Origin of the sequence: Streptomyces sp. NPDC057900, from assembly GCF_042887885.1 — a bacterium.
Lineage (GTDB): Bacteria > Actinomycetota > Actinomycetes > Streptomycetales > Streptomycetaceae > Streptomyces.
In genome coordinates, this window is the sequence record NZ_JBHVOI010000008.1 from 88,831 (window position 1) to 113,694 (window position 24,864).

Genomic DNA, 24,864 nt, shown 5'->3' on the forward strand with positions numbered 1-24,864 from the left:
CCGGAGCACCACCCCTTCCCGCCCCTGTCCGTCCACTCCTGGGAGCGCTCCCGCATGACTGCTGTACGACCCGACATCGCCCCGAAGCAGGCGCCCGAGGCAACGAGATTTCCGACAGGCTTCGTCTGGGGGGCGGCCACCGCCGCCTACCAGGTCGAGGGCGCCGCGGCCGAGGACGGCCGCACCCCCTCCATCTGGGACACCTTCAGCCGTACGCCGGGCAAGGTCCGCAACGGCGACACCGGAGACATCGCCGCCGACCACTACCACCTGTACCGCGACGACGTGGCGCTGATGAAGCGGCTCGGGCTGAAGGCGTACCGTTTCTCCATCTCCTGGTCCCGGGTGCAGCCCACCGGGCGCGGCCCCGCCGTCGAGCGCGGCCTCGACTTCTACCGCAAGCTCGTCGACGAGCTGCTCGAAGCCGGCATCACCCCGGTCGCCACCCTCTACCACTGGGACCTGCCCCAGGAGCTGGAGGACGCCGGCGGCTGGCCGCAGCGGGTGACAGCGGACCGGTTCACGGACTACGCCGCGATCATGGCGGGCGCCCTCGGTGACCGTGTCGGGACGTGGACCACCTTCAACGAGCCGTGGTGCTCGGCCTTCCTCGGATACGGCTCCGGTGTGCACGCGCCGGGCCGCACCGAGCCCGCCTCCGCCCTGCGGGCGGCCCATCACCTCAACCTCGCCCATGGCCGGGCGATCGAGGTTCTGCGCGGTCAACTCCCCGCTGCCGTGCAGACCTCGGTCACCCTCAATCTCCACCAGGTCCGCCCGCTCACCGCGAGCGCGGCCGACGCCGACGCCGCCCGCCGGATCGACGCGGTGGGCAACCGGATCTTCACCGGTCCGATGCTGCGCGGCGAGTACCCGGAGGACCTGATCGCGGACACCAGGCACCTGGTGGACTGGTCGCAGCTGGTCCAGGACGGCGACCTGGCCGCCATCTCCCGCCCGGTCGACGTGCTCGGCGTCAACTACTACACGCCGACGCTGGTCTCCACGCCCGCGGAGGGTTCCGGCGACACGCGCAACGACGGGCACGGCGCCAGTGACTACTCCCCGTGGCCCGGCTCCGAGCACGTCGCCTTCCACCTGGCCGAGGGGAAGGAGCGCACCGCGATGAACTGGTCGATCGACCCCAACGGGCTCTACAGCCTCCTCATGGACGTCACCCGCGACCACCCGGGCCTGCCCCTGATGGTCACCGAGAACGGCGCCGCCTTCGACGACTACGTCTCGCCCGAGGGCCGGGTGGAGGACCCCGAGCGGATCGCGTACCTGCACGGCCACCTCGACGCCGTGCAGCGCGCGGTGGCCGACGGCGCCGATGTCCGGGGCTACTTCCTGTGGTCGCTGATGGACAACTTCGAGTGGGCGTACGGCTATTCGAAGCGCTTCGGTGCGGTGTACGTCGACTACGCCTCCCAGCGCCGCATCCCCAAGGCGAGCGCCCACTGGTACGCCGACGTGATCCGCCGCCACGGCCTGCCGCCGACCGGCCCCGCCTGAGGCCCGGACGGTCAATCCCCTTCGCCTCCAAGGGGGTTGACCGCGACCGCCTGAGCAGCCCTCACCTCTGAGACCCGGCCCGGTGCCGGGTCTCAGCCGTGTCCGCAGGCCCGCCGGGTGCGGCCGCACCCCGGCCCGCGCCCCCGCCCGCACCCCGGCCCGCACGGACGCTTGACCGCGCGCGTAGGGTGGGAGCGCTCCCACGATGGGGGCGGGGGAACGGCCGACCGGTCCCGTCGAGTGTCAAGAGAGCCAACACCAGGACTTGGTTTGGTTATCCGACTGTGAGAAATTGACCGCGAACGGGAGGCAGCCATGACGGCAGCGCGAGTACGGAGCGGGGGCCGGCCCACGCTGGAGGAAGTCGCGGCACGGGCGGGAGTGGGCCGCGGCACGGCCTCACGCGTCATCAACGGTTCGCCGAGGGTCAGCGCGCACACCAGGGAGGCGGTGGAGGCGGCCGTCGCCGAGCTGGGCTACGTACCCAACCGCGCCGCCCGCGCCCTGGCCGGCAACCGCACGGACGCCATCGCGCTCGTGGTCCCGGAGTCGGAGAGCCGCTTCTTCGCGGAGCCCTACTTCTCCGACATCGTCCGAGGCGTCGGCGCGGCCCTGGCCGACACCGAGATGCAGCTGCTGCTCACCCTGGTCGGCAGCGACCGGGAACGCCGCAGGCTGGCCCAGTACCTCACCGCCCACCGCGTGGACGGCGTGCTGCTGGTCTCCGTGCACGCGGACGACCCGCTGCCGGACCTGCTGGAGCAGCTGGGCATGCCCGCCGTGATGAACGGCCGCAGGTCCGCCGCGGAGCCGCTGCCCTCGGTCGACTCCGACAACTTCGAGGGTGCCAGGGGAGCCGTCGAGCACCTCGCCTCCCGGGGCCGCCGCTCCATCGCCACCATCACGGGCCGACTCGACGTCTACGCCTCCCAGCGACGGCTGGACGGCTACCGCAAGGCCGTCGCCGACGCGGGCCTGGAACCCGACGAGCGGCTGATCGCCCCCGCCGACTTCTCCGAGGAGGGCGGCGTCCGCGCCATGCGCGAGCTGCTCGACCGCCGCCCCGACGTGGACGCGGTCTTCGCCGCGTCCGACCTGATGGCCGCGGGCGCCCGCCAGGTGCTCCGCGAGGCCGGCCGGCGCATCCCGGACGACGTGGCCCTCATCGGCTTCGACGACTCGGCCGTGGCCCGCCACATGGACCCGGCCCTCACCAGCGTGCGGCAGCCGATCGAGGAGATGGGCCGCACGATGACCCGGGTGCTCCTCGACCTGATCGCGGGCGAGAGCGACGAGCGGCCGCAGATCGTGCTCCCGACGGAACTGGTCGTGCGCGACTCGTCGTGAGGACGGGCGCGGTGCCGGGCGACCGCCCCGTTCGGAGGCGGACCGCGATCCCTCAGACGCTGATCACGATCTTTCCCCGGGTGCGTCCGCGCTCGGCGTGCGCGTGGGCGTCGGCGATCCGCTCCAGCGGGTAGGTCTGTTCGATACGGGGCGTGTAGCGGCCCTGCCCGCCCAGTTCCGCCGCCTCGGACAGGAGGGCGGAATCGTTCTGCGCGTTGACCACATGCGTGCCCAGGCGCTGCCCGCCCGCGTGGTCCGCGACTGTCGCGACGCGCTCCGGGTCACCTGCGATCGCCACGAGGTCGTCCAGGGAGCCGGAGGCCGCGGTGTCGAGCACGATGTCGACGCCGTGCGGAGCGAGGGCGGTGAGGCGCTGCGCGAGGCCGGGGCCGTAGGTGGTGGGAACGGCGCCGAGTGCGGTGAGGAACTCGTGGTTGCGTTCACTGGCTGTCCCGATCACGGTGGCCCCCTGCGCCACCGCGATCTCGACCGCCGCGCTGCCCACGCCCCCGGCGGCGCCCTCGACGAGAAGAGTGCGCCCCGCGAGGGGGCCGAGCGCGTTCAGTCCACCCATCGCGGTCACTGACGCGAGACCGGCACCGGCGGCCTGCTCCTCGCTCCACGTGCCGGGGATGCGGGCCCAGGCCGAGAGGACGAACAGCTCCGCGGTGGCCCCGGTGACACCGCCCAGTCCGAAGACGCGGTCGCCGACGCTCACGCCCCGCACCCCGTCGCCGATCTCGTCGACCACACCGGCGGCGTCGCGCCCGGGAATGGCGGGCAGCTCCAGGGGAATCAGGAGGCGCAGGGCGCCGGCGCGCAGCTTCCAGTCGATGGGATTGACGCCGGCCGCCGCGACGCGGACACGGATCTCACCGGGTCCGGGGTGGGGGTCGGGGGCCTGCTCGATCACCAGGCTCTCCGCGTCGCCGTACTCGTGGAACCGGGCTGCGCGCATGATGGTCTGCCTCACTTCGACGGGCCGGAACGACGTGTTCGTCCGGCGTTCGTCACTCTAGAACCTGACGTTGACGTGAGGTGCAAGCCACAACCGCCGCGACTTCTCGGGACCGCCCCCGGAGCCGGTATTGCTAGCCTGAACCTGACGTGAACGTGAGGTACGAGTGGGAAGGGGGCGACCGCGTCATGCGCATCGGACAGCTCGCCAGGCGGTCGGGGGTCAGCGTGCGGGCCCTGCGCTACTACGAGGAGCAGCGGCTCCTGGAATCGGCGCGGACGCCCGGTGGGCAGCGGGACTATCCCGAAGAGGCCCTGGAGCGGGTCCAGCTCATCCAGGACCTCTTCGCGGCCGGCCTCTCCAGCCGTACCGTCGTCGACCTCCTGCCGTGCGTGAGCACCGGCGTCGCGACCCCGGCCATGCTGGACCAGCTCGTCGTCGAACGCGACCGCATCGCCGCACGCATCCTGGACCTGACCCGGGCCGAGGCCAAGCTCGGCCGCGTGATCGAGAACGTGACCGCGGCGAGCGTGACGCGGGATTGATCGACCCGCGGACACGAAGAAGGCCTGACCCGCTTCCACGGGTCAGGCCTTCTTCGTTCAGGGTGAGTAACGGGACTCGAACCCGCGACATCCTGGACCACAACCAGGTGCTCTACCGTCTGAGCTATACCCACCACGTCCGGTCGTCTTTCCGACCGGCCGAGAAAAAGTGTACAGGGTCTTTGAGGGTGCTCGCGCCCTCATTGTTCTGCCGCCGGTCGCGGCCCCCGGAAGGGCCGTGACCAGCGGTTTTTCGTTGAGCCTAGGCCGGGGGCGACGACAGCCGCGCCGCGATCGACTTCGCGCGCTCGGAGTCCGGTCCGGGCTGCGGGACGAAGACCGCCTCGCGGTAGTAGCGCAGCTCTGTGATGGAGTCGCGGATGTCCGCCAGCGCCCGGTGGTTGCCGTTCTTCTCCGGGCTGTTGAAGTACGCCCTCGGGAACCAGCGGCGGGCCAGTTCCTTGATCGAGGAGACATCGACGATCCGGTAGTGGAGGTAGCCCTCCAGCGACGGCATGTCGCGCAGCAGGAAGCCCCGGTCGGTGCCGACCGTGTTTCCGCAGAGCGGTGCCTTGCCGGGCTCCTTCACGTGCTCGCGCACGTAGGACAGGACCCGCTCCTCCGCGTCGGCCAGGGTGGTGCCCCCGGCCAGCTCGTCGAGGAGGCCCGAGGCGGTGTGCATCTGCCGCACCACCTCGGGCATGGTCTCCAGGGCCGCGTCCGGCGGGCGGATCACGATGTCCACCCCGTCGCCGAGCACGTTCAACTCCGAGTCGGTGACCAGTGCGGCCACCTCGATGAGTGCGTCTTCCGTCAACGAGAGCCCGGTCATCTCGCAGTCGATCCACACCATGCGATCGTTCATGCGCCCCACCCTACGGGGCACTCCGCTGCCCCGGCAGGGCCGGGCGCCCTGTCGCGTACGGGTCGGAGCCCGGCCGCCCCTGCTCGGTGCGGCCCGGGTCCAGCGCTGCCGGGACAGCGGCGGACTGGCCCGCGGGAGCGGGAGCCGCCACGGTGCGACGGTTCCCGGGACCCGCCTGGGCGGGCACCGACTGCTCGGCGGCCTGGCCGACCGGCTCAGGACCTCCGCCCTGCGGACGACGGGCCCGGTAGGCGGCCCGGTACGCGGCGGGGGAGGAGCCCAGCTGACGCCGGAAGTGCCCGCGCAACGCGACCGGCGAGCGGAAGCCGCAGCGGCCCGCGACCTCGTCGACCGAGTAGTCGGACGTCTCCAGCAGCCGCTGCGCCTGCAGCACCCGCTGGGTGATCAGCCACTGCAGCGGTGCGCTGCCGGTGAGCGAGCGGAACCTCCGGTCGAAGGTCCGCCGGCTCATGTAGGCGCGCGCGGCGAGCGTCTCCACGTCGAACTGCTCGTGCAGATGCTCCAGGGCCCAGGCCACGACCTCGGCGAGCGGGTCGGAGCCGATCTCCTCCGGTAAAGACCTGTCCAGGTAGCGCTCCTGGCCGCCACTGCGCCGCGGTGGCACGACGAGCCGGCGGGCGAGTGCCCCGGCGGCCTCCGTGCCGTGGTCCGAGCGGACTATGTGCAGGCAGAGGTCGATGCCCGCCGCTGTGCCCGCGGACGTGAGCACGTCGCCGTCGTCGACGAACAGTTCGCGCGGATCGACGTGGACCGACGGATAGCGCTTGGCCAGCGTCGGCGCGTACATCCAGTGCGTGGTCGCCGGGCGGCCGTCGAGCAGTCCGGCCGCGGCGAGGACGAAGGCCCCCGTGCACAGCCCGACGATTCTGGCCCCTTCCTCGTGGGCGCGGCGCAGCGCGTCCAGTGCCTCCACGGGCGGTGGCGAGGTGATCGAGCGCCAGGCGGGCACCACGACGGTGCCTGCCCTGCTGATCGCCTCCAGCCCGTAGGGCGCGGTGAGTTCGAGTCCCCCTGTGGTGCGCAGCGGTCCCTCTTCGCCGCTGCACACGAGAAGCCGGTAGCGCGGAACTCCCGCGTCCTGGCGGTCGATACCGAACACGGAGAGCGGGATGGAGCTCTCGAAGATGGGGCCGCCGCTGAACAGCAGTACGGCCACGACCTCCCGGCGCCGGCGCCCGCTCAGCTTCCGTACAGCCTCCGTTGCGGTGGCGGAGTCCTGGCTCATGACGCTAAGCCCCCCTCGGTGTTCGCGTCTTCCTGGTCCTTACGGGCCTGTCGCACCTGCACTTGTCCCCTCGGTCGTGCACGAGTCCCCAGCCTTCGACACCCAAGATCGAATCTACTGCGTCCCGTGGTGCCGTCGTGACAAGTTCACCAACCGGCTTTATGTCGACAAGGCAACCTGGCGGGAAGCATTCGATCACGAAGCGTTTCACTCGTGAGTCGTGCAGGGAAGTGCGCCTGGCGTTCATGGCCCGTCCCCGTTGGGTGGAAGCGTACCGCGCGGTCTCCTTCTGCCTGCTGGCAAGGGGGTTGATCGGCCATTTCGGCAAGGGATTGGCTGGGGAATGAAGTTGGCTGAAAACATACGGTCGCGTGTGCGGAAATCATTCGTTCAACCGGCGCACGCCCCGGAAGGGCGGCCGCTTCCATGCGCCCCCACCGGCCGGTCCGGAGGGGGTGGGCGGTGCCGTTGGGGGTGTCCGGATGCCGACCGGGGGGCGTGCGGGTGCGCCGGCGGTGCGGCGGGTTCCGGACGGGCGGACCCGGACGCGCCCGTGCGCGGTATCGCCTCCCGGTCCGCCGGACGGCGCGGAGGTCGGTACCGAGCGGTCGGACACTTCGCCGACGACCCGACGGCATCCCGACAAGACCTCGACGGCGTCCCGAGGGGACCTCGACGGCGCCCCGACGACATCCCGACGGCATCCCGACGACGGATCGACGACGGGATCGACGACGACCCTGCGTGCGGCCCCCGACGCCCGGCGTGCGGCGCCCGTCCGGTCCGCCGGTCGCCGCCCGGCGGCCGCCCGGATCCTGTGACATCGGTTGACGTCGGTGTACGGCACAACCGGCATTGCCATACGGGGCGGTCTCGGGCATGCTCCGTGAAACGTCGCGCGCGCTTTGCGCGGATCTGAGCCGTGGAGGAGTGGCGCCGTACCCTTGGGGGTAAGGGGTTGGGAAGATGATTCCCGGACACCGCCACACCGCCCACTGACGCAGCTCTCACACAGCTCTGACGCAGCTCCCCAAGTCGCTAGTCGCTCTCCTCACGAGGACTCTCTTCGCCGAGACACCGATGGCCGGTCACGAAATCCCTGAACCCGCGGACCGCAAGCAGGTAGCCGACCCCGAGTCGGGCCCGCAGGCGGTCGAAGAAACACGTCATTCCTGCGATCCCGCGTTCCGGCACGGGGTCGTCGTCGGCTTCGACGGCTCGACCTCCAGCGAACGAGCCCTCGCCTACGCCATCGGCATGGCCCGAAGATCGGGCTCCGGCCTGATCATCGTCCATGTCGCCAACCGGCTGCCGACCACGGTCTGGGCAGGCTGCGAGCCGCCCGTCTTCGTCGATGTGCCCGATCACCGGACCGAGGTCCTCGGCCTGGAGCTCGCCTGCGCGGACTACCTCACCGAGGTCCCCTGGGTGCTCGTCGAGCGCGGCGGGGACATCTGCCACGAGCTGGAGGAGGTCGGCCGCGAGTACTCGGCCGACGCGATCGTGGTGGGCTCGACCCAGGGCATCGTCGGCCGGATCTTCGGCTCCGTGGCGGGCCGGCTGGCGCGGCGCGCACAGCGCCCGGTCGTCGTCATTCCGTAGCGGCCCCTCTCTCTCCCTCCCTCGTTCGAGTGCACCCGTCCGACCGTCCGCCGGGCTTTCCGGGCGGCCGGTCTCGTTCCGGACGCCCGGCCCGGCTCTTGGCGTCAACTCGACTACCAAAACAGGGGGGTGAAACAAACCGCCAAGCCGAAAAAGTGGATTGTGCGGTTGTGAGGGGTGGATAAGAGCCGCTGGGAAAAGGTGCGATTGCATGCGAACGGGGCCGCCCCCGGCCGGGGGCGGCGGCGCGGCTACTCGACGGTGACGGACTTCGCCAGGTTGCGCGGCTTGTCGATGTCCCGGCCCATGGCCAGCGCCGTGTGGTACGCGAAGAGCTGGAGCGGGATGCCCATCAGGATCGGGTCCAGCTCGTTCTCGTTCTTCGGTACGACGATGGTGTGGTCGGCCTTGTCCTGCACCTGGTGCGCGATGGCGAGGATGCGGCCGCTGCGGGCCTTGATCTCCTCCATCGCGGCGCGGTTCTTCTCCAGCAGGTCGTCGTCCGGCACGATCGCCACGGTCGGCATCGCGGGCTCGATCAGCGCGAGCGGCCCGTGCTTCAGCTCGGAGGCCGGGTAGGCCTCCGCGTGGATGTACGAGACCTCCTTGAGCTTCAGCGAGGCCTCACGGGCGACGGGGTAGCCGCGCACCCGGCCGATGAACATCATCGACTTCGCGTCCGCGTACTCCGCGGCCAGCTTCTTGATCTCGTCCTCGGTCTCAAGGATCTCGCTGATCTGGGCGGGCAGCCTGCGCAGGCCCTCGATGATCCGCTTGCCGTCGGCGACCGACAGGTCCCGGATCCGGCCCAGGTGCAGGGCGAGCAGCGCGAACGCGACGACGGTGTTGGTGAAGCACTTCGTCGAGACGACACACACCTCGGGACCGGCGTGCACGTACGTACCGCCGTCCGCCTCCCGGGCGATCGCGGAACCGACCACGTTGACCACCCCGAGCACCCGCGCACCCTTGCGCTTGAGCTCCTGGACGGCCGCCAGCACGTCGTACGTCTCGCCCGACTGGGAGACCGCGACGTACAGCGTGTCCGGGTCCACCACCGGGTTGCGGTAGCGGAACTCGGAGGCGGGCTCGGCGTCGGCGGGGATGCGGGCGAGCTCCTCGATCAGCTGGGCGCCGATCTGGCCCGCGTGGTACGAGGTGCCGCAGCCGAGGATCTTGATCCGGCGGACCCCGCGCGCCTCGCGGGCGTCCAGGTTGAGGCCGCCCAGGTGGACGGTGGCGAACCGGTCGTCGATCCGCCCGCGCAGCACCCGGTCGACGGCCTCTGCCTGCTCCGAGATCTCCTTGTGCATGTACGTGTCGTGGCCGCCCATGTCGTACGACTCGGCCTCCCACTCCACGGTGGTCGGCGTGGCCGTCGTGGTCGAGCCCTCCGTCGTGTACGTACGGAAGTCGTCGGCCTTGAGGGTGGCCATCTCACCGTCGTCGAGGGTGACGACCTGGCGGGTGTGGGTGACCAGGGCGGCGACGTCGGAGGCGACGAACATCTCCTTCTCGCCGATGCCGAGGACGACCGGGGAGCCGTTGCGGGCGACGACGATGCGGTCGTTGAAGTCGGCGTGCATCACGGCGATGCCGTACGTGCCCTCGATCGAGCGCAGCGCCTCGCGGACCTTCTCCTCCAGGGTGTCCGCCTCCGAGCGGGCGATCAGGTGGACCAGCACCTCGGTGTCGGTCTCGGAGAGGAAGACGACACCCTCCGCTTCGAGCCGCGGGCGCAGCTCGGAGGCGTTGTCGATGATCCCGTTGTGGACGACGGCGACCTTGCCGGCCGCGTCCAGGTGCGGGTGGGCGTTCTCGTCGCTCGGGGCGCCGTGGGTGGCCCAGCGGGTGTGGGCGATGCCGGTGGTGCCGGTGAACCGCTTGGGGACCCGGGCCTCCAGCTCGCGGACCCGGCCCTTGGCCTTGACCATCTTCAGCGTGGCGGGCTTCCCGGCCGCCGGCTTGCCGGTGATCACGATGCCCGCGGAGTCGTAACCCCGGTACTCCAGCCGCTGCAGTCCCTCCAGCAGCAGCGGAGCCACGTCACGCTTTCCGATATAACCGACGATTCCGCACATGGCGTCCCTGCCCCTCCGTCAATCCATCGACGTACAAGTAGACGTACAAGTAAGACGTGCAAGTAAGTGGGTGCCCGGTGCCGTGCGCCGGGCCGGTCTCAGCCGTAGACGATGCGGCGCAGCTGGCGGAGCGACAGCTCCGGCGGTGCGACCGCCCGGTGCGGCAGTTCGGCCGCGATCCGTTCGAAGATCTCCGCGTTGACCAGGCCACCGGACTGCAGTTCGCGGTGGCGGCGGCGGACGAAGTCCTCGGTCGTCTCGTCGAAGTACGCCAGCACGTCGAGGATCACCCGGGAGGCCTCGCCGCGCTGGAGCGCGGTGCTGCGCACCAGGTGGTCGATGAGGTCGTCGTACGACGAGCGGCGTTCGAGCACTCGTCGATACTGCGATGGAAGGGGCTCCAGCGCAACAATTCTGCCCGATATCGGGCAGGACTCGGCGCGAATGGCTCTGATTCCGTGATCAGTGGGGGTGCCGGGTGCCCCCGGCCGGCCCGCTGTGGCACCCGCTCGTCCGTGTGACGGACGGGGCCGCCGGGATGAATTCGGCCATAAGCCGCGGGACGTCGGCCACGTTCCGGCGCGGGCAACGCGGGGAAGTGGTCTACACCTTGACCATCCATTGGGTAAGCGGTACGCATGGCGACGGTCCGGTCGGTCAGGAGATCCGCGGACGTGACCCCGCAGAAGCAGATGTGACCCCGTAGAAAGGGACCCGGCTTGTGAGACTGCACACCGCGCGACGCAGTGCTCTACCCCGTCTTCTCGGCTCGCTGCTACTCATCACCGCGGCCGGTGTCTCCACCGCGTGCGCGGCGCCCACGGCGTCCGCGGCGGGCAGCGAGGCGACGGTCCCGGCGCCGAGACCCCTCGGCCAGCTCGTCCCCGTCCCCGCCTCCGTGCGACCGGGCGGCTCCCCGTACTCCCTCGTCGACAGCACCCGGATCCGGGTCGACGGCTCGTCCGGCGAGGCCCGCAGGATCGGCGAGTACCTGGCGGGCGTGCTGCGCCCGTCCACGGGTTACGCCCTGCCGGTCACCACCAAGGACGGCGCCGACGGCATCCGGCTCCGGCTCGGCTCCGGCGACAGCAAGCTGGGCGCGGAGGGGTACACCCTGACCTCCGGGCGCGGCTCCGTCACCATCACCGCCCGGAAGCCGGCAGGGCTCTTCCACGGCGTCCAGACGCTGCGTCAGCTGCTGCCGGCCCGGATCGAGTCGGACAGCCGCCAGAAGGGCCCCTGGAGCGTCGCGGGCGGCACCGTGACCGACACGCCGCGCTACGGCTACCGGGGCGCGATGCTCGACGTCTCGCGGCACTTCTTCTCGGTCACCGAGGTCAAGCGGTACATCGACCAGCTCGCGCTGTACAAGATCAACACGTTCCATCTGCACCTCTCCGACGACCAGGGCTGGCGGATCGCCATCGACTCCTGGCCGAAGCTGGCCACGTACGGCGGCTCGACGGAGGTCGGCGGCGGGACCGGCGGCTACTACACCAAGGCCCAGTACAAGGAGATCGTGAACTACGCGGCCTCCCGCTACCTGGAGGTGGTGCCGGAGATCGACATGCCGAGCCACACCAACGCGGCTCTCGCCTCGTACGCCGAGCTGAACTGCGACGGTGTCGCGCCGCCGCTCTACACGGGCATCGAGGTCGGCTTCAGCTCGCTGTGCGCGGGCAAGGACGTCACGTACGACTTCATCGACGACGTCATCGGCGAAGTGGCCGCGCTGACCCCCGGCAGGTACCTCCACATCGGCGGTGACGAGGCGCACTCCACCAGCCACGAGGACTACGCCAAGATCATGAACCACGCGCAGGCCACCGTCGGCAAGTACGGCAAGACCGTGATGGGCTGGCACCAGATCACCGGGGCCACGCCGGTCAAGGGCGCGGTCGCCCAGTACTGGGGCTACGACAAGACGTCCGCCGCGGACCGGCAGCAGGTGGTGGACGCCGCGAAGAACGGCACCAGGCTGGTGCTGTCCCCGGCGGACCGGGTGTACCTGGACATGAAGTACAACGACCAGACCGTACTGGGCCTGAAGTGGGCCGGTCTGGTCGAGGTCCAGCGCTCCTACGACTGGGACCCGGCGACGTACCTCGCAGGTGCCCCGGAGAGCGCGGTGCTGGGCGTCGAGGCGCCGATCTGGGCGGAGACCCTGACGGACAGCGACGACATCGACGCGATGGCGTTCCCGCGGCTGCCGGGGGCGGCGGAGCTGGGCTGGTCCCCGGCGGCGACGCACGACTGGGACACGTACAAGCTGCGGCTGGCGGCGCTCGGGCCGCGGTTCACGGCGATGGGGATCGACTACTACCGGTCGCCGCAGGTGCCGTGGCCGGCGGGCTGACAGGAGTGACTGCTCGTCCGGCGGTGGAGGCGCTGTCCTCCACCGCCGGACGGGCGAAACCCGCCCCCCTCGTTGTCGACCGGAGTGCCCGATTCCGGGGTCAGGCGGCCTTCTTGGTGACCTTCTTGGCGTCCTCGATGGCCTTCGCGAGGTCTTCGAGGATCGGCGCGCACTTGTCGTAGCTGAAGATCGGCTCCGTGGTACGGGGGATGACCTGTCCGGCCTTGACGGCGGGCAGCTGCGTCCAGGTCGGCTTGGCGGTCAGGGCGCCGGGCTGGAGCGCCGAGGACCGGTTGTCCATCATGATGACGTCGGCCTGGTACTTGTCGACGTTCTCCCAGCTCAGCTCCTCGAAGAAGCCGGCGGAGTTCACCTTCGGCTCGACGAAGTTCACGCCCAGCTCCTGGAAGTACAGGGTGTCGGCGGCGGTCTTCGCGAGCGTGACGTAGAAGAGGTCCTGGCTGGCCGAGCCGATCAGGACCTTGATGTCCGGCTTGGACTTCGCGGCGGCGCGCAGCCGGGCCGCGGCCTTCTCGAAGCGGGCCTTGGCGTCGGTGACCGCCTTGGCCTTGAGGTCGGCGCCGAGCGACGCGGCGAGGTCCTCGTGGCGCTGGATGGCCTTGGGGATCGTGGTCTGCGCGGCCCACAGGGCGACGCTGGGGGCCAGCTTCAGGATCTTGTCCTTGGACTGGTCCGGCACGTACCAGAGGGCGTCCTTCTCCCACATCGCGGTGACCAGCAGCTCCGGGCCGAGCGCCGCGTACTTCTCGACGTTGAACTCGCCCCAGACGTTGCCGAGGATCTCGACCTTGCTGACGTCCAGGTCACCGGCCTGCACATCGGCCTTGCCGTCCTTGGTCTTCGTCGGGCCGAAGACGGCCTTGACCTCGACCCCGTAGTCGTGGAGCGCGGCGGCGACACCGGTGAAGGCGACGATGTTCTTCGGGACCGACTTGGCCTCCGCGGTCCTGCCCCGGTCGTCCTTGAAGCTCCACGGCCCGGCGTCGGCGCTCTTGGAGCCGCCGGATCCGCTGCCCTTCCCGTCGCTGTCGCCGCAGGCGGCGAGCACGGCGCCGAGACCTACGGCGCCGCCCATGGCCAGCAGGCCACGGCGGGTGGGGTGGGACGGTCGGGCAGTGCGCATGACAGGTTCCACTTTCGTACGGGCCGGGGACCAGCCTTGAGCCGGTCCGGAGGAAGGTTAGCCTAACCTTCTATGCGTTCCGGCCCCGGCCGGACCCCGCCCGGGCGCCCCGGCCGGCGGCTCCTCTCACCCGCCGAACTCCGCACGGCACCCGTCGAGCCCCTCCACCGTGACGTCGACGGCGCGGTGCTCCGCCCACCGCTCGCGCCCCAGCCGCAACCGTTGCAGCGTGACGGGCGCGCCGCGCAGGGCGGCGGTCTCCAGCCCGTCCGGGAGGTACCCGAGCCGCCGCGAGACGCCGAGCGAGCGCGGGTTGTCCGTCATCGCGGCCGAGACCGCCGTACGGGCCCCGAGACCGGCGAAGGCGAGATGGAGCGCGGCGGCCCGCATCTCGGTGCCGATGCCCCGCCCCTGGTACCCCAGCCCCAGCCAGGACCCGGTGCTCACCTCACCGGTCACCGCGAAGTCCTTCGCCATCACGTCCTGCCGCCCGACCACCCGGCCCTCGTGCAGCACGACGAGGCTCAACGACCATTCCCGCTGAGACCAGTTGGCGACGGAGGCCAGCACGTGCTGGAACACCGCCCGGCCGCGCTCTGCGGGCGTGCCGTCGGTCCACGGGACGGTGAACGGCATGGTGTCCGGGGCGTGCACCCCGTCGGCGGCGACCGAGGCCAGCTCGTCCAGCAGCCCCAGGTCCGGAAGGCGGAGCTCCAGACGCGGGGTGCGGATGCGAAGCCCGTACAGGGGCCAGTGCTGCGGTTCCATGGACGAACACTGCCGGGGCGGGGCGGTTGGTGTCGAACGAATTGGCGTCCGGCCGTCACTCGGCTTCGACGGGCCCGTCGCCGGGCAACTCGTACCGTCGCCCCGGCTGCCAGGCCGGTGGTTCCCGGAGCAGGTCCTCCAACAGCGTTCCCGCGAGGAGGTGCTCCAGCGCCCAGTGGTTGGCCGAGTGGGCGATCACCAGGATTCTGCTGCTGTCCCAGCCGGTTGCCAGGTCGTGGAGGAAGGCGCGGGTGGCCGCGACGACTTGGCGGTAGCTCTGGCCGCCGGGAAACGGGACGTCGATGTGCTGGAGGCGGCGGGCGGCGATGTGCGGGCGAGGGGTTCCGTTGAGGTCGCCGTAGTCGCACTCGCGCAGTCGGACGTCCTGGTGGATCGGTGGCCGGCCGCCGGGGTACGCGGTCCGGGCCGTCTGGACGGCCCGGCGCAGGTCGGAGGTGAACACGGCCGCGAAGCCATCGCCCGGCCGGCGCTCGCCCAGTTCAAGGGCCTGGCGGCGGCCCAGGTCCGAGAGCTCCCCCGGCAGCCAGCCGGTGGCGATACCGGCCTCGTTGTCCGTGGTGGTGGAGTGCGTCTCGTAAACGATCTCAACTGTCATGAGGGCCCCTGGGGCCGCATCGGGACGCGAGCATCGCGGTGCGCTCCCGGGTGCTCTTCGACGCGACCGTCGCCCTCGGTGCCGTACTCGCAGCCGCGGCTCAGGACGGGTGATCGGCGGGCGCCGCGGCGTCTCGGCGTCATGATCCGGGGGCCCGGCCCTCGACGGGGTGGAGCCGCATCATGGCGATGTCGGGGCACACCTTGGCGATGGAGCCGAAGTCGTCATCCACGTGCAGCACCGTGAGCCGGTGCTGTCGCGCTGTCAGGGCGATCATGATGTCGATGGGTGAAGGGCCCCGGTGATGGCCGATCCGCACCAGCTCGCGCTGGACATCGATGATCCTCGGCCAGGGGTCGTCGAGGGCCGGTACCCAGCCGAAGGTCTGGCCGAGCATGGTGAAGAAGGGTTCGTGATCGCGGTCCGCCCGAAGCGCCGGCATGAGTTCGGCCTCGACGGGCGGGCACAGGGACACGAGCCCCTGGGAGACGCGTTGCGGCCATGGATCCCCGACCTGCCTGCGGAGCAGGCGCCAGACCGCGGACGTGTCGGCGAGGTACCTCACAGGCCGGTCCGCTCCCGCTCTTCGAGGACGTCGAAGTCCAGGAACTGGTCCGCGTTGTCCTGCAGCCATCGCAGCGCCCGCGCCCGGTCGTCCGCGCTGACCGCTGCGGCTATCGTCAGCGCGCGGTTGATCGTCTCCCGCTTGGTGGACGTGCCGAGCTGCTGCTGGGCGAAGGCGAGCATCTGATCGTCGACGTCCACGAGGGTCTTGGACACAGGGGCCTCCCGGATACGCGGTCGATATACTGTCTGGCTCAGTATATATGCCGTGGTCCGGGAGTGGCGATGCCTCAGTGGCGGGCGCCGTTCCCGTCCGCGACGAGGCGGCTCGTGAACCCCGCCAGGCGCAGACGCTGGTAGGCGGCCGCCACCGCATCGGGAACGGGATCGCGGACCATGAAGCCCTGGGCGGGATAGATCATCAGCCGCTGCAACGCGCCGACCAGCATGTCGACCACCATGCGGTCGTTCTGGACGGAGGCCAGGTACTCCTCGAATGTGACCGGTTCCGACGCGCTCACGAACTCGACGCCCGGCCACAGCTTGCGCGCTGTGGCGTGGGCGCGTCGTTCTTCGTACGGCTTACTGATCAGCAGCACGGACGAGACGTCCACACCAGCTTCTTCGAGCAGGGCCCGGGAGAAGCGGATGTTCTCGCCCGTGTTGCGGGCGCGTGGTTCGGTGAGCACGGCGCTTTCGGGCACGCCGAGTTCGAGCGCCCGCTCCCGGTAGTGCACGGCTTCACCACGCGGCATGCGGGCCCGCGTGGTGCTGCTGGTCGCGCCGGTGAAGACGATGAGGGGCGTCATGCCGCGCCGGTAGAGGTTGACGGTCGCGTCGGCGACCCCGAGGTCGTGACTCCCGAGACCGATCGCCACCGAGCAGGGGCGTGGGTCGTGGTGCATCAGGTGGTGGTCCCAGAGGGCTTGGGCGTCCGACCTGGCCTGTGAGGAAATCACCGCGCATTGCCCTTGCTGTGTGCAGAGTCCGGAACCTCGAAGTCGTACGACCACCTGAAGCGTGAGGCGGGCGGAAGGCGCCGGGCGCCGACCTTGGGCCCCGGCCGCCCGGCATCGCCCGCCTCTCCCGCGGCGTCCCCCGTCTCAGCCCGGCAGCCCCAGCTCCCGCGCGATCAGCATGCGCTGGACCTCGCTGGTGCCCTCGCCGATCTCCAGGATCTTGGAGTCGCGCCACATCCGGGCCACCGGGTACTCGTTCATGAAGCCGTAGCCGCCGTGGATCTGGGTCGCCTCGCGGGCGTTGTCCACCGCGACGGTCGAGGAGTACAGCTTGGCGATGGCCGCCTCCTTCTTGAACGGCTCGTCCGCCAGCAGCCGGGAGGCCGCGTCGCGCCAGCCGATGCGGGCCATGTGCGCCCGCATCTCCATGTCCGCGATCTTGAACTGGATCGCCTGGTTGGCGCCGATCGGCTTTCCGAAGGCGTGCCGCTCGGCGGCGTACTTCACCGACTCGTCCACACAGCCCTGCGCGAGGCCCGTGGAGAGGGCCGCGATGGCGATCCGGCCCTCGTCCAGGATCCGCAGGAACTGCGCGTAGCCTCGGCCCTCCTCGCCCAGGAGGTTCGCCGCCGGGACGCGGACGTCGGTGAAGGACAGCTCGCGGGTGTCCGAGGCGTTCCAGCCGACCTTGGAGTAGGGGGCGGCGACCGTGAAGCCGGGGGTGCCGGACGGGACGATGATCGCGGAGATGCGGGGGCGGCCGTCCTCCTTGCGGCCCGTCACCGCCGTGACCGTCACCAACTCGGTGATGTCCGTACCGGAGTTGGTGATGAAGCACTTGGAGCCGTTGATCACCCACTCATCCGTCGCCTCGTCCAGCACCGCCGTCGTCCGGGTGCCGCCCGCGTCGGAGCCGCCGTCCGGCTCGGTCAGGCCGAACGCGCCGAGCGCCTCGCCCGCGCAGAGCCTCGGCAGCCACTGCCGCTTCTGCTCCTCCGTGCCGAAGCGGAACACCGGCATCGCACCCAGCGAGACCCCGGCCTCCAGGGTGATCGCCACCGAGGAGTCGACCCGGGCCAGCTCCTCCAGAGCGATCCCGAGCGCGAGGTAGTCGCCGCCCATGCCGCCGTACTCCTCCGGGAACGGCAGCCCGAACAGGCCCATCCGCCCCATCTCCCGCACGATCTCGTACGGGAATTCGTGGCGCTCGTAGAAGTCACCGATCTTCGGTGCGACCACGTCGTGCGCGAACTCCTCGACGGTGCGGCGCAGTTCTTCGTGCTCGGCGGTCAGCCGGTGGTCCAGGGACATGGGTTCTACTGCTCCTTGTGGGACAGGGCGCGGACGGTGCGGGACGGGCTGGGTCGGCCCAGTTGTTCGGCGAGCCACACGCTGGTGGCGGTGAGCGCGTCGAGGTCGACCCCGGTTTCGATGCCGAGGCCGTCGAGCATCCACACGAGATCCTCGGTGGCGAGGTTTCCGGTCGCGCTCTTCGCGTACGGGCAGCCGCCGAGGCCGCCCGCCGAGGCGTCCACGGTGGTGACGCCGTGCCGGAGGGCGGCCAGGGTGTTGGACAGGGCCTGCCCGTACGTGTCGTGGAAGTGCACCCCGATCGTCTCCGTGCGCACGCCCGCTTCGTTCAGCCCCGAAAGCAGGGTCTGTACGTGGCCGGGGGTCGCGACGCCGATCGTGTCGCCGAGCGACAGTTCGTCGCAGCCGAGGTCCATCAGCGCCTTCGCCACCCGGACGACCTGGGGGACCGGTACGGCGCCCTCCCACGGGTCGCCGAAGCACATCGACAGGTAGCCGCGCACATGCACCCGGTCCGCCTTGGCGCGGGCCACGACGGGCTCGAACATGGCGAGGGACTCGTCGACGGTGCGGTTGAGGTTGCGGGCCGCGAAGGTCTCCGTCGCGGAGCCGAAGACGGCGATCCGGCGGGCGCCGAGCGCGAGTGCCCGGTCCAGCCCCCGTTCGTTCGGCACCAGGACCGGCAGTGCCACGTCGCCCACGTCCGCGATGTCGCCGAGGAGGGGGAAGAGATTCTCGGCGTCGGCCAGTTGGGGTACCCACTTGGGGTGGACGAAGCTCGTCGCCTCGATCGTGGAGAGCCCGGCGACCGCGAGCCGGCGGATGAACTCCGCCTTCACCTCGGTCGGCACGACGCCCTTCTCGTTCTGGAGTCCGTCGCGGGCGCCTACCTCGTGGATCCGGATCCGGGCGGGCAGGCCCGGATCCGGGACGGTCATCGGCAGGGCGCGGGTGGTCGTCGTCATGCTTCCTCCCCGGCGGCCACGGGCGTGACCACGGCCAGTACCTGGTCCATGGCGACCGTGGTCCCGGCCGTGACGTCGAGTTCGGTGACGGTGCCGGCGTGCGGGGCGGAGATGACGTGCTCCATCTTCATCGCCTCCACCACCAGCAGGCTCTGCCCGGCCGCGACCTCGTCCCCGACGGCCACCTTCACCACCGTGACGGTGCCGGGCATCGGTGCGGCCAGGGTGTCCGCCCCGGAGCGGCCGGCGCCGGTCAGCGACGCCTCCACCGGGTCGTGGTCCCGGACGTGCCAGGTGTCGCCGTCCCGGCCGAGCCAGAGGCCCTCGGGGGAGGTGGCGTACGCGAACGAGTGCGTCACGCCCGCGAGTTCGAGCGTGATCCGGTCCTCGGTCACCGTCAGCGTCCTGGCCGTCTCCGCGCTGCCCGGCAGCGGGCCCAGCGGACCGCAGCTGCCCGAGTCGGGGGCCGGCGGCGCGCCCTCGCCGATGTGGCCGAAGGTCAGCTCGGTGGCGGCGCCGCACGGACGCAGGCCCACCTGCACCGGTTCGTGGCCGGGAATCCGGAAGTGCCGCACCGTGCGCGCCGGGGTGCCGCCCAGGCGCCAGCCGTCCCCGGCCGAGAACGGGTCGGTCCAGGCGCGCGGGCCGGGGGCGGGCGCGGGGGAGTGCTGCCGCAGCAGCGCGGCGGCCGCGTACACCTCCTCCGGGACCCCGTCCGGCACCAGCGTGTCCACCTCGCGCTCCACCAGGCCGGTGTCGAGGTCACCCGCCACCACCGCCGGGTGGCCGAGCAGGCGGCGCAGGAAGCCCGCGTTGGTCGGGACGCCCAGCACCACCGTGTCCGCGAGCGCCGCCCGCAGCCGGCGCAGGGCCGTCGCCCGGTCGGGGCCGTACGCGATCACCTTGGACAGCATCGGGTCGTACAGGCTGCCGACCTCGCCGCCCTCGGCGAGCCCCGAGTCCGTCCGCACCCCGCCGCCCCGCGGCTCGTCCAGCGCCAGCACGGTGCCGCCCGAGGGCAGGAAGCCGCGCGCCGGGTCCTCGGCGCAGACCCGCGCCTCCACCGCGTGCCCGGTGAGGGTGATGTCTGCCTGGGCGTACGGGAGTCGCTCGCCCGAGGCGACGCGCAGCTGCCATTCCACCAGGTCCAGGCCGGTGATCAGCTCGGTCACCGGGTGCTCCACCTGGAGGCGGGTGTTCATCTCCATGAAGCAGTACGCGGCCGGGTCGCCGCCGGGCACGATGAACTCCACCGTGCCCGCGCCGACATAGCCGCAGGAGCGGGCGGCCCGCACGGCCGCCTCGCCCATCGCCGTCCGGGTGGCCTCGTCGAGCAGGACGGAGGGCGCCTCCTCGATGATCTTCTGGTGGCGGCGCTGGAGCGAGCACTCGCGCTCACCGAGGTGCACGACGTTGCCGTGCCCGTCCGCCAGGACCTGGATCTCGATGTGGCGCGGCCGGTCGATCCACCGCTCCACGAGCAGGGTGTCGTCCCCGAAGGAGGCGCGTGCCTCGCGCCGGGCCGCCGCGATCTCCTCGGTGAGCAGCGCCGCGTCGTGGACCAGCCGCATGCCCTTGCCGCCGCCGCCCGCGGAGGGCTTCAGCAGCACCGGCATGCCGATCTCGCGCGCCGCGTCGGCCAGTTGGTCATCGGTCAGGGCGCTTCCGGTGGAGCCGGGGACGACCGGGACACCGGCCGCCGCGACCGTCTCCTTGGCCCGGATCTTGTCGCCCATCAGGGCGATCGCGGCGGCGGGCGGCCCGATGAAGACCAGGCCGGCGTCCGCGCACGCCTGGGCGAAGCCCGCGTTCTCCGCGAGGAAGCCGTAGCCGGGGTGGACGGCCTGCGCGCCGGTGCGGCGGGCCGCCTCCAGCAGCCGGTCCGCCGAGAGGTAGCTCTCGGATGCCGGGGCGGGGCCGATCCGTACCGCCGTATCGGCCTCCCGTACGTGCCGGGCGTCCGCGTCCGCGTCGCTGAAGACGGCGACCGAGCGCACCCCCAGCTCGCGCAGCGTCCGGATGACCCGGACCGCGATCTCGCCGCGGTTGGCGACGAGGACAGTGTCGAACATCGTCATCTCTTCCTCACATCCGGAAGACGCCGAAACCGGCATCGCCCAGCGGGGCGTTGGCGCAGGCGGTCAGGGCGAGCCCCAGCACCTGCCGGGTCTCCATCGGGTCGATCACACCGTCGTCCCAGAGCCGGGCGGTGGCGTAGTACGCGTTGCCCTGGGTCTCGTACTGCTCGCGGATCGGGGCCTTGAAGGACTCCTCGTCCTCGGCGCTCCAGTCGTCGCCGAGCTGGTCGCGCTTGACCGTGGCGAGGACGGACGCGGCCTGCTCGCCGCCCATGACCGAGATCTTGGCGTTGGGCCACATCCACAGGAACCGGGGGCTGTAGGCCCGGCCGCACATCGAGTAGTTGCCCGCGCCGTAGGAGCCGCCGACCACCACGGTCAGCTTCGGGACACGCGTGCAGGCGACGGCGGTGACCATCTTCGCGCCGTGCTTGGCGATGCCGCCGGCCTCGTAGTCGCGGCCGACCATGAAGCCGGAGATGTTCTGGAGGAAGACCAGCGGGATGCCGCGCTGGTCGCACAGCTCGATGAAGTGCGCGCCCTTCTGGGCGGACTCGGAGAACAGAATGCCGTTGTTGGCGACGATCCCGACCGGGTGGCCGTGGATGTGGGCGAAGCCGGTGATCAGCGTCGTCCCGTACTCGGCCTTGAACTCCGCGAAGCGGGAACCGTCGACGACCCGGGCGATCACCTCTCGTACGTCGTACGGCGTGCGCGAGTCGACGGGCACCGCCCCGTACAGACCGGCCGGGTCCACCTTCGGCTCGTCGGCCGGCTGTACGGACCAGGGCAGCGCGCCCCGGTCCGGCAGGGTGGCCACGATGTTCCGGACGATCCGCAGCGCGTGCGCGTCGTCCTCCGCGAGGTGGTCGGTGACCCCGGACGTACGGGAGTGGACCTCGCCGCCGCCCAGCTCCTCCGCCGTCACGACCTCGCCGGTCGCGGCCTTCACCAGCGGGGGCCCGCCCAGGAAGATCGTGCCCTGGTTCCGGACGATCACGGCCTCGTCGCTCATCGCGGGGACGTACGCCCCGCCGGCCGTGCAGGAGCCGAGCACCGCCGCGATCTGCGGGATGCCGGCCCCTGACATCCGGGCCTGGTTGTAGAAGATCCGTCCGAAGTGCTCCCGGTCCGGGAACACCTCGTCCTGCATCGGCAGGAAGGCGCCCCCGGAGTCCACGAGGTAGAGGCAGGGCAGCCGGTTCTCCAGCGCCACCTCCTGGGCCCGCAGATGCTTCTTCACGGTCATCGGGTAGTACGTGCCGCCCTTGACGGTCGCGTCATTGGCGACGATCACGCACTCCCGGCCACTGACCCGGCCGATCCCGGCGATCACTCCGGCGGCCGGTGCCGCGCCCCCGTACAGCCCCTCGGCCGCCAGCGGGGCCAGCTCCAGGAAGGGCGAGCCCGGATCGAGGAGGGTGTCCACCCGCTCCCGGGGCAGCAGCTTGCCGCGCGCCACATGCCGGGCGCGGGCCTTCTCACCCCCGCCGAGCCTGGCCGTGGCGAGCCGCTTGCGCAGCTCGTCGGTGAGCGCGTGATGTGCCGCCTCGTTGGCCTGCCAGGCCTCGGAGGCGGGATCGGCCGCGCTCGCCAGCACCGGTGCCTGCTGCATCCTGTCGAGCCCCCTTGCCCGTACCGCTGTGTTAGTGAGCGTTAACGTCAACCACAGGTTAACGACCGCTAACGCGCCTGTCTAGAATGATTGGTCATGAGCACCCATGCCGCCGCCCGCGTCGCGGCTCCCACCCGCCGTGAGCAGATCCTCAAGGAGGCCGCGCGCCTCTTTGCCGAGCGCGGCTTCCACGGCGTCGGCGTCGACGAGATAGGCGCCGCCGTCGGCATCAGCGGCCCCGGCCTCTACCGCCACTTCCCCGGCAAGGACGCGATGCTCGCCGAACTGCTGGTCGGCATCAGTGAGCGGCTGCTGGCCGGCGGCGAGCAGCGCGTCTCGGAGGACGCGGCCTCCCACGACGGCTCGCACGAGGCGCTGCTGGACGCGCTCATCGCGGGCCACATCGACTTCGCCCTCGACGACCGCCCCCTGATCACCCTGCACGACCGGGAGCTGGACCGGCTGCGGGACACCGACCGCAAGCGGGTGCGCCGGCTCCAGCGCCAGTACGTCGAGGTGTGGGTCGGCGTCGTCCGCGGCCTCTATCCGGACCTCCCCGAGCACGAGGCGCGCGCCGCCGTGCACGCCGTCTTCGGCCTGCTGAACTCCACCCCGCACCTGGGCCGCCCCGGCGCGCTGCCCGACCGCACGGACACGGCGGCGCTGCTGCACCGGCTGGCCCGGGGCGCCTTCGACGCGGCGGGCGGGGCGCTGCCGTCGCGCGGCGATATCCCGGAATAGGGCCGCCGGACGGCCCGCCCCGGGCTGCCGGTCGCGAATCCGTGCCGACTTTTCCCCACGACTCCCATTCGCCTGAGTTGTTTCTGCCGAGTGCGGACATAGGCTTCGGAGCGGTCGGGTCCGCGCCTGATGGGGAATTGAATGAAAAACTGCCAGGTATCGATCGTTGTCCCCTGTTATAACGAGGAAGAGGCCGTCAAAGCGTTTCACCGCGCCCTGGTCACCGCCCTCGAACCGACCGGGAAGAGTTTCGAGGTCTGCTATGTCGACGACGGCAGCGAGGATCTCACCCGTGCCGAACTGATCCGCCTGGCAGCCGTCGACGAACGGGTCCGTTACACCGCCTTCAGCCGTAATTTCGGCAAGGAGGCCGCCATGCTCGCCGGACTCCGCATGTCCCGCGGGGACTCGGTGGTGCTCATGGACGCCGACCTCCAGCACCCGCCCGAACTCCTGCCCCGCATGATGGAGTTGAGCCGGCACGGCTACGACCAGGTGATCGCCCGGCGCGACCGCGAGGGCGAGGGGGCCCTGCGTTCGTACGCGAGCCGTAGCTACTACCGCGCCATGGGGCACTTCATGGACGTCTCGGTGGTCGACGGCGAGGGGGATTTCCGGCTGCTGTCCCGCCGCGCGGTCGACAGCGTCCTCGCGCTCCCCGAGTCCAACCGGTTCTCCAAGGGGATCTTCTCCTGGATCGGCTTCGACACCACCACCTTCACCTACCACAACGCCCAGCGGGTGGCCGGACGCTCGAAGTGGGGCAGCAGGCGGCTGCTCAACTACGGCATCGACGGGCTGATCTCCTTCAACAACCGCCCCCTGCGCCTCGCCATCTACGCGGGCCTCCTGATGGCCCTGGCCGCGATGGGGTACGCCCTGTGGATCATCGTGGAGGTGGCACGCCACGGGGTGGGGGTGCCCGGCTACACCAGCCTGCTCACCGCCGTCGTGGCGCTCGGCGGGATCCAGCTGGTCACGCTCGGCATCGTCGGTGAGTACGTCGGCCGGATCTACTGCGAGACGAAGAACCGCCCGCACTACCTGATCCGGGAGACCAGCGAACAGCCCGCCCCCGCCACCCCCGCCGCACCCGATCGGCCGTTACGGGTGAGAGGCGGTGGCGCGAGTGCCTTCGGCAGCGGCCGTTCGCGGACCGTGCGGCAGTTCATCACCTTCGCCATGATCGGCGTCGTCAATACCGCGGTCTATCTGAGCGTCTACGCGACACTCAACCACTGGATTCCCTATCTGACCGCCCACGTCATCGGCTATTGCATCAGCATTGTCGGCTCCTTCCTGCTCAACTCCTACATCACCTGCCGGACGAGCCCGACATGGCGGGCCTTCGTCCGCTTTCCGCTGTCGAGCCTCGTCAATCTCGTCCTTTCCGGGGCGCTGCTCTATGTCGGAGTGAGCCATCTGGGCATGGGAAAGAACATCGCCGCGCTGACCGCCGGAATTCTCGCCACCCCGTTCTCCTTCCTGATCGCGCGGTGGGCCATCACCTCCGGCGCGGCCGTCTCCCGGCAGCCGGAACCACTGCCGGGCCGGACCGGCCGCCCCGGCGACTGACCCACGAAGGGAA

General features: G+C 71.0%; 22 protein-coding genes and 1 tRNA gene. 7 read left to right on the top strand and 16 right to left on the bottom strand.

Annotated elements, in window-relative coordinates; genetic code table 11:
* Positions 1–54: 54 nt before the first annotated feature.
* Complete coding sequence (locus ACFVQ0_RS26635; protein WP_390091722.1) at positions 55–1,515, top strand: GH1 family beta-glucosidase; 1,461 nt, start codon at positions 55–57, stop codon at positions 1,513–1,515.
* A gap of 315 nt (positions 1,516–1,830) precedes the next feature.
* Positions 1,831–2,862: a LacI family DNA-binding transcriptional regulator gene (locus tag ACFVQ0_RS26640; protein ID WP_390091723.1), complete on the top strand. Its 1,032-nt coding sequence runs from the start codon at positions 1,831–1,833 to the stop codon at positions 2,860–2,862.
* Positions 2,863–2,914: 52 nt separating this feature from the next.
* On the opposite strand, the gene ACFVQ0_RS26645 is transcribed toward ACFVQ0_RS26640, so the two are convergent.
* Complete coding sequence (locus ACFVQ0_RS26645) at positions 2,915–3,820, bottom strand: NADP-dependent oxidoreductase (RefSeq protein ID WP_390091724.1); 906 nt, start codon at positions 3,818–3,820, stop codon at positions 2,915–2,917.
* 188 nt (positions 3,821–4,008) lie between these two features.
* Here ACFVQ0_RS26645 and ACFVQ0_RS26650 point away from each other — a divergent pair, with 188 nt between their 5' ends.
* A complete protein-coding gene (locus ACFVQ0_RS26650; RefSeq protein WP_390091725.1) occupies positions 4,009–4,365 on the top strand; it encodes a MerR family transcriptional regulator in 357 nt (118 codons plus the stop codon).
* Positions 4,366–4,426: 61 nt separating this feature from the next.
* Here ACFVQ0_RS26650 and ACFVQ0_RS26655 read toward each other — a convergent pair.
* From ACFVQ0_RS26655 to ACFVQ0_RS26665, 3 genes are all read right to left on the bottom strand, one after another.
* Positions 4,427–4,499: transfer RNA gene (locus ACFVQ0_RS26655), tRNA-His, on the bottom strand.
* A 128-nt stretch (positions 4,500–4,627) separates the two neighbouring features.
* Complete coding sequence (gene orn / locus ACFVQ0_RS26660) at positions 4,628–5,230, bottom strand: oligoribonuclease (RefSeq protein WP_390091726.1); 603 nt, start codon at positions 5,228–5,230, stop codon at positions 4,628–4,630.
* A 10-nt stretch (positions 5,231–5,240) separates the two neighbouring features.
* Positions 5,241–6,476 carry a helix-turn-helix domain-containing protein gene (locus ACFVQ0_RS26665; RefSeq protein WP_390091727.1) on the bottom strand — a complete coding sequence of 412 codons (1,236 nt, stop codon included), beginning with the start codon at positions 6,474–6,476 and terminating at the stop codon, positions 5,241–5,243.
* Between the two features lie 1,080 nt (positions 6,477–7,556).
* On the opposite strand from ACFVQ0_RS26665, the gene ACFVQ0_RS26670 reads away from it, so the two are divergent.
* Complete coding sequence (locus ACFVQ0_RS26670) at positions 7,557–8,078, top strand: universal stress protein (RefSeq protein WP_024495021.1); 522 nt, start codon at positions 7,557–7,559, stop codon at positions 8,076–8,078.
* 251 nt (positions 8,079–8,329) lie between these two features.
* Here ACFVQ0_RS26670 and glmS read toward each other — a convergent pair whose 3' ends face one another.
* Positions 8,330–10,159, bottom strand: a complete 1,830-nt coding sequence (gene glmS, locus ACFVQ0_RS26675) for a glutamine--fructose-6-phosphate transaminase (isomerizing) (protein ID WP_390091728.1) — start codon at positions 10,157–10,159, stop codon at positions 8,330–8,332.
* A gap of 98 nt (positions 10,160–10,257) precedes the next feature.
* Positions 10,258–10,533: a hypothetical protein gene (locus tag ACFVQ0_RS26680; RefSeq protein ID WP_024489833.1), complete on the bottom strand. Its 276-nt coding sequence runs from the start codon at positions 10,531–10,533 to the stop codon at positions 10,258–10,260.
* Positions 10,534–10,880: 347 nt separating this feature from the next.
* Between ACFVQ0_RS26680 and ACFVQ0_RS26685 the strand changes: the two genes are divergently transcribed.
* Positions 10,881–12,515: a beta-N-acetylhexosaminidase gene (locus ACFVQ0_RS26685; RefSeq protein WP_390091729.1), complete on the top strand. Its 1,635-nt coding sequence runs from the start codon at positions 10,881–10,883 to the stop codon at positions 12,513–12,515.
* Between the two features lie 100 nt (positions 12,516–12,615).
* Here the strand turns inward: ACFVQ0_RS26685 and ACFVQ0_RS26690 are convergent, their stop codons facing one another.
* The 10 genes from ACFVQ0_RS26690 to ACFVQ0_RS26735 all read right to left on the bottom strand — a co-directional run bounded on the left by ACFVQ0_RS26690 (position 12,616) and on the right by ACFVQ0_RS26735 (position 22,535).
* The gene (locus ACFVQ0_RS26690) at positions 12,616–13,659 is read right to left on the bottom strand and encodes an ABC transporter substrate-binding protein (RefSeq protein ID WP_390091730.1); all 1,044 of its coding nucleotides are present in this window, start codon (positions 13,657–13,659) and stop codon (positions 12,616–12,618) included.
* Positions 13,660–13,785: 126 nt separating this feature from the next.
* The gene (locus ACFVQ0_RS26695) at positions 13,786–14,427 is read right to left on the bottom strand and encodes a GNAT family N-acetyltransferase (RefSeq protein ID WP_390091731.1); all 642 of its coding nucleotides are present in this window, start codon (positions 14,425–14,427) and stop codon (positions 13,786–13,788) included.
* Between the two features lie 55 nt (positions 14,428–14,482).
* Positions 14,483–15,043 (bottom strand): histidine phosphatase family protein, encoded by a 561-nt coding sequence (locus ACFVQ0_RS26700; protein WP_390091732.1) that lies wholly within the window; start codon positions 15,041–15,043, stop codon positions 14,483–14,485.
* A gap of 139 nt (positions 15,044–15,182) precedes the next feature.
* Positions 15,183–15,608, bottom strand: coding sequence for a PIN domain nuclease (locus tag ACFVQ0_RS26705; RefSeq protein WP_390091733.1), 426 nt, complete (start codon positions 15,606–15,608; stop codon positions 15,183–15,185).
* Positions 15,605–15,823: a type II toxin-antitoxin system VapB family antitoxin gene (locus tag ACFVQ0_RS26710; RefSeq protein ID WP_371773050.1), complete on the bottom strand. Its 219-nt coding sequence runs from the start codon at positions 15,821–15,823 to the stop codon at positions 15,605–15,607. Before ACFVQ0_RS26710 ends, ACFVQ0_RS26705 begins: the two co-directional genes overlap by 4 nt.
* 74 nt (positions 15,824–15,897) lie before the next feature.
* Positions 15,898–16,566: a YdcF family protein gene (locus ACFVQ0_RS26715; protein ID WP_390091734.1), complete on the bottom strand. Its 669-nt coding sequence runs from the start codon at positions 16,564–16,566 to the stop codon at positions 15,898–15,900.
* Between the two features lie 144 nt (positions 16,567–16,710).
* Entirely contained in the window at positions 16,711–17,877 is a 1,167-nt protein-coding gene (locus ACFVQ0_RS26720) for an acyl-CoA dehydrogenase family protein (protein ID WP_390091735.1), read from the bottom strand.
* A gap of 5 nt (positions 17,878–17,882) precedes the next feature.
* Positions 17,883–18,842, bottom strand: coding sequence for a hydroxymethylglutaryl-CoA lyase (locus ACFVQ0_RS26725; protein WP_390091736.1), 960 nt, complete (start codon positions 18,840–18,842; stop codon positions 17,883–17,885).
* Positions 18,839–20,920: a biotin carboxylase N-terminal domain-containing protein gene (locus tag ACFVQ0_RS26730; RefSeq protein ID WP_390091737.1), complete on the bottom strand. Its 2,082-nt coding sequence runs from the start codon at positions 20,918–20,920 to the stop codon at positions 18,839–18,841. Before ACFVQ0_RS26730 ends, ACFVQ0_RS26725 begins: the two co-directional genes overlap by 4 nt.
* Before the next feature lie 7 nt (positions 20,921–20,927).
* On the bottom strand, positions 20,928–22,535 hold the full coding sequence (locus ACFVQ0_RS26735) for a carboxyl transferase domain-containing protein (RefSeq protein ID WP_390091738.1): 1,608 nt from the start codon (positions 22,533–22,535) through the stop codon (positions 20,928–20,930).
* A 96-nt stretch (positions 22,536–22,631) separates the two neighbouring features.
* Here ACFVQ0_RS26735 and ACFVQ0_RS26740 point away from each other — a divergent pair, with 96 nt between their 5' ends.
* Positions 22,632–23,276, top strand: a complete 645-nt coding sequence (locus tag ACFVQ0_RS26740; RefSeq protein WP_390091739.1) for a TetR family transcriptional regulator — start codon at positions 22,632–22,634, stop codon at positions 23,274–23,276.
* A 141-nt stretch (positions 23,277–23,417) separates the two neighbouring features.
* Positions 23,418–24,851 carry a glycosyltransferase gene (locus tag ACFVQ0_RS26745; protein WP_390091740.1) on the top strand — a complete coding sequence of 478 codons (1,434 nt, stop codon included), beginning with the start codon at positions 23,418–23,420 and terminating at the stop codon, positions 24,849–24,851.
* Positions 24,852–24,864: the final 13 nt, after the last annotated feature.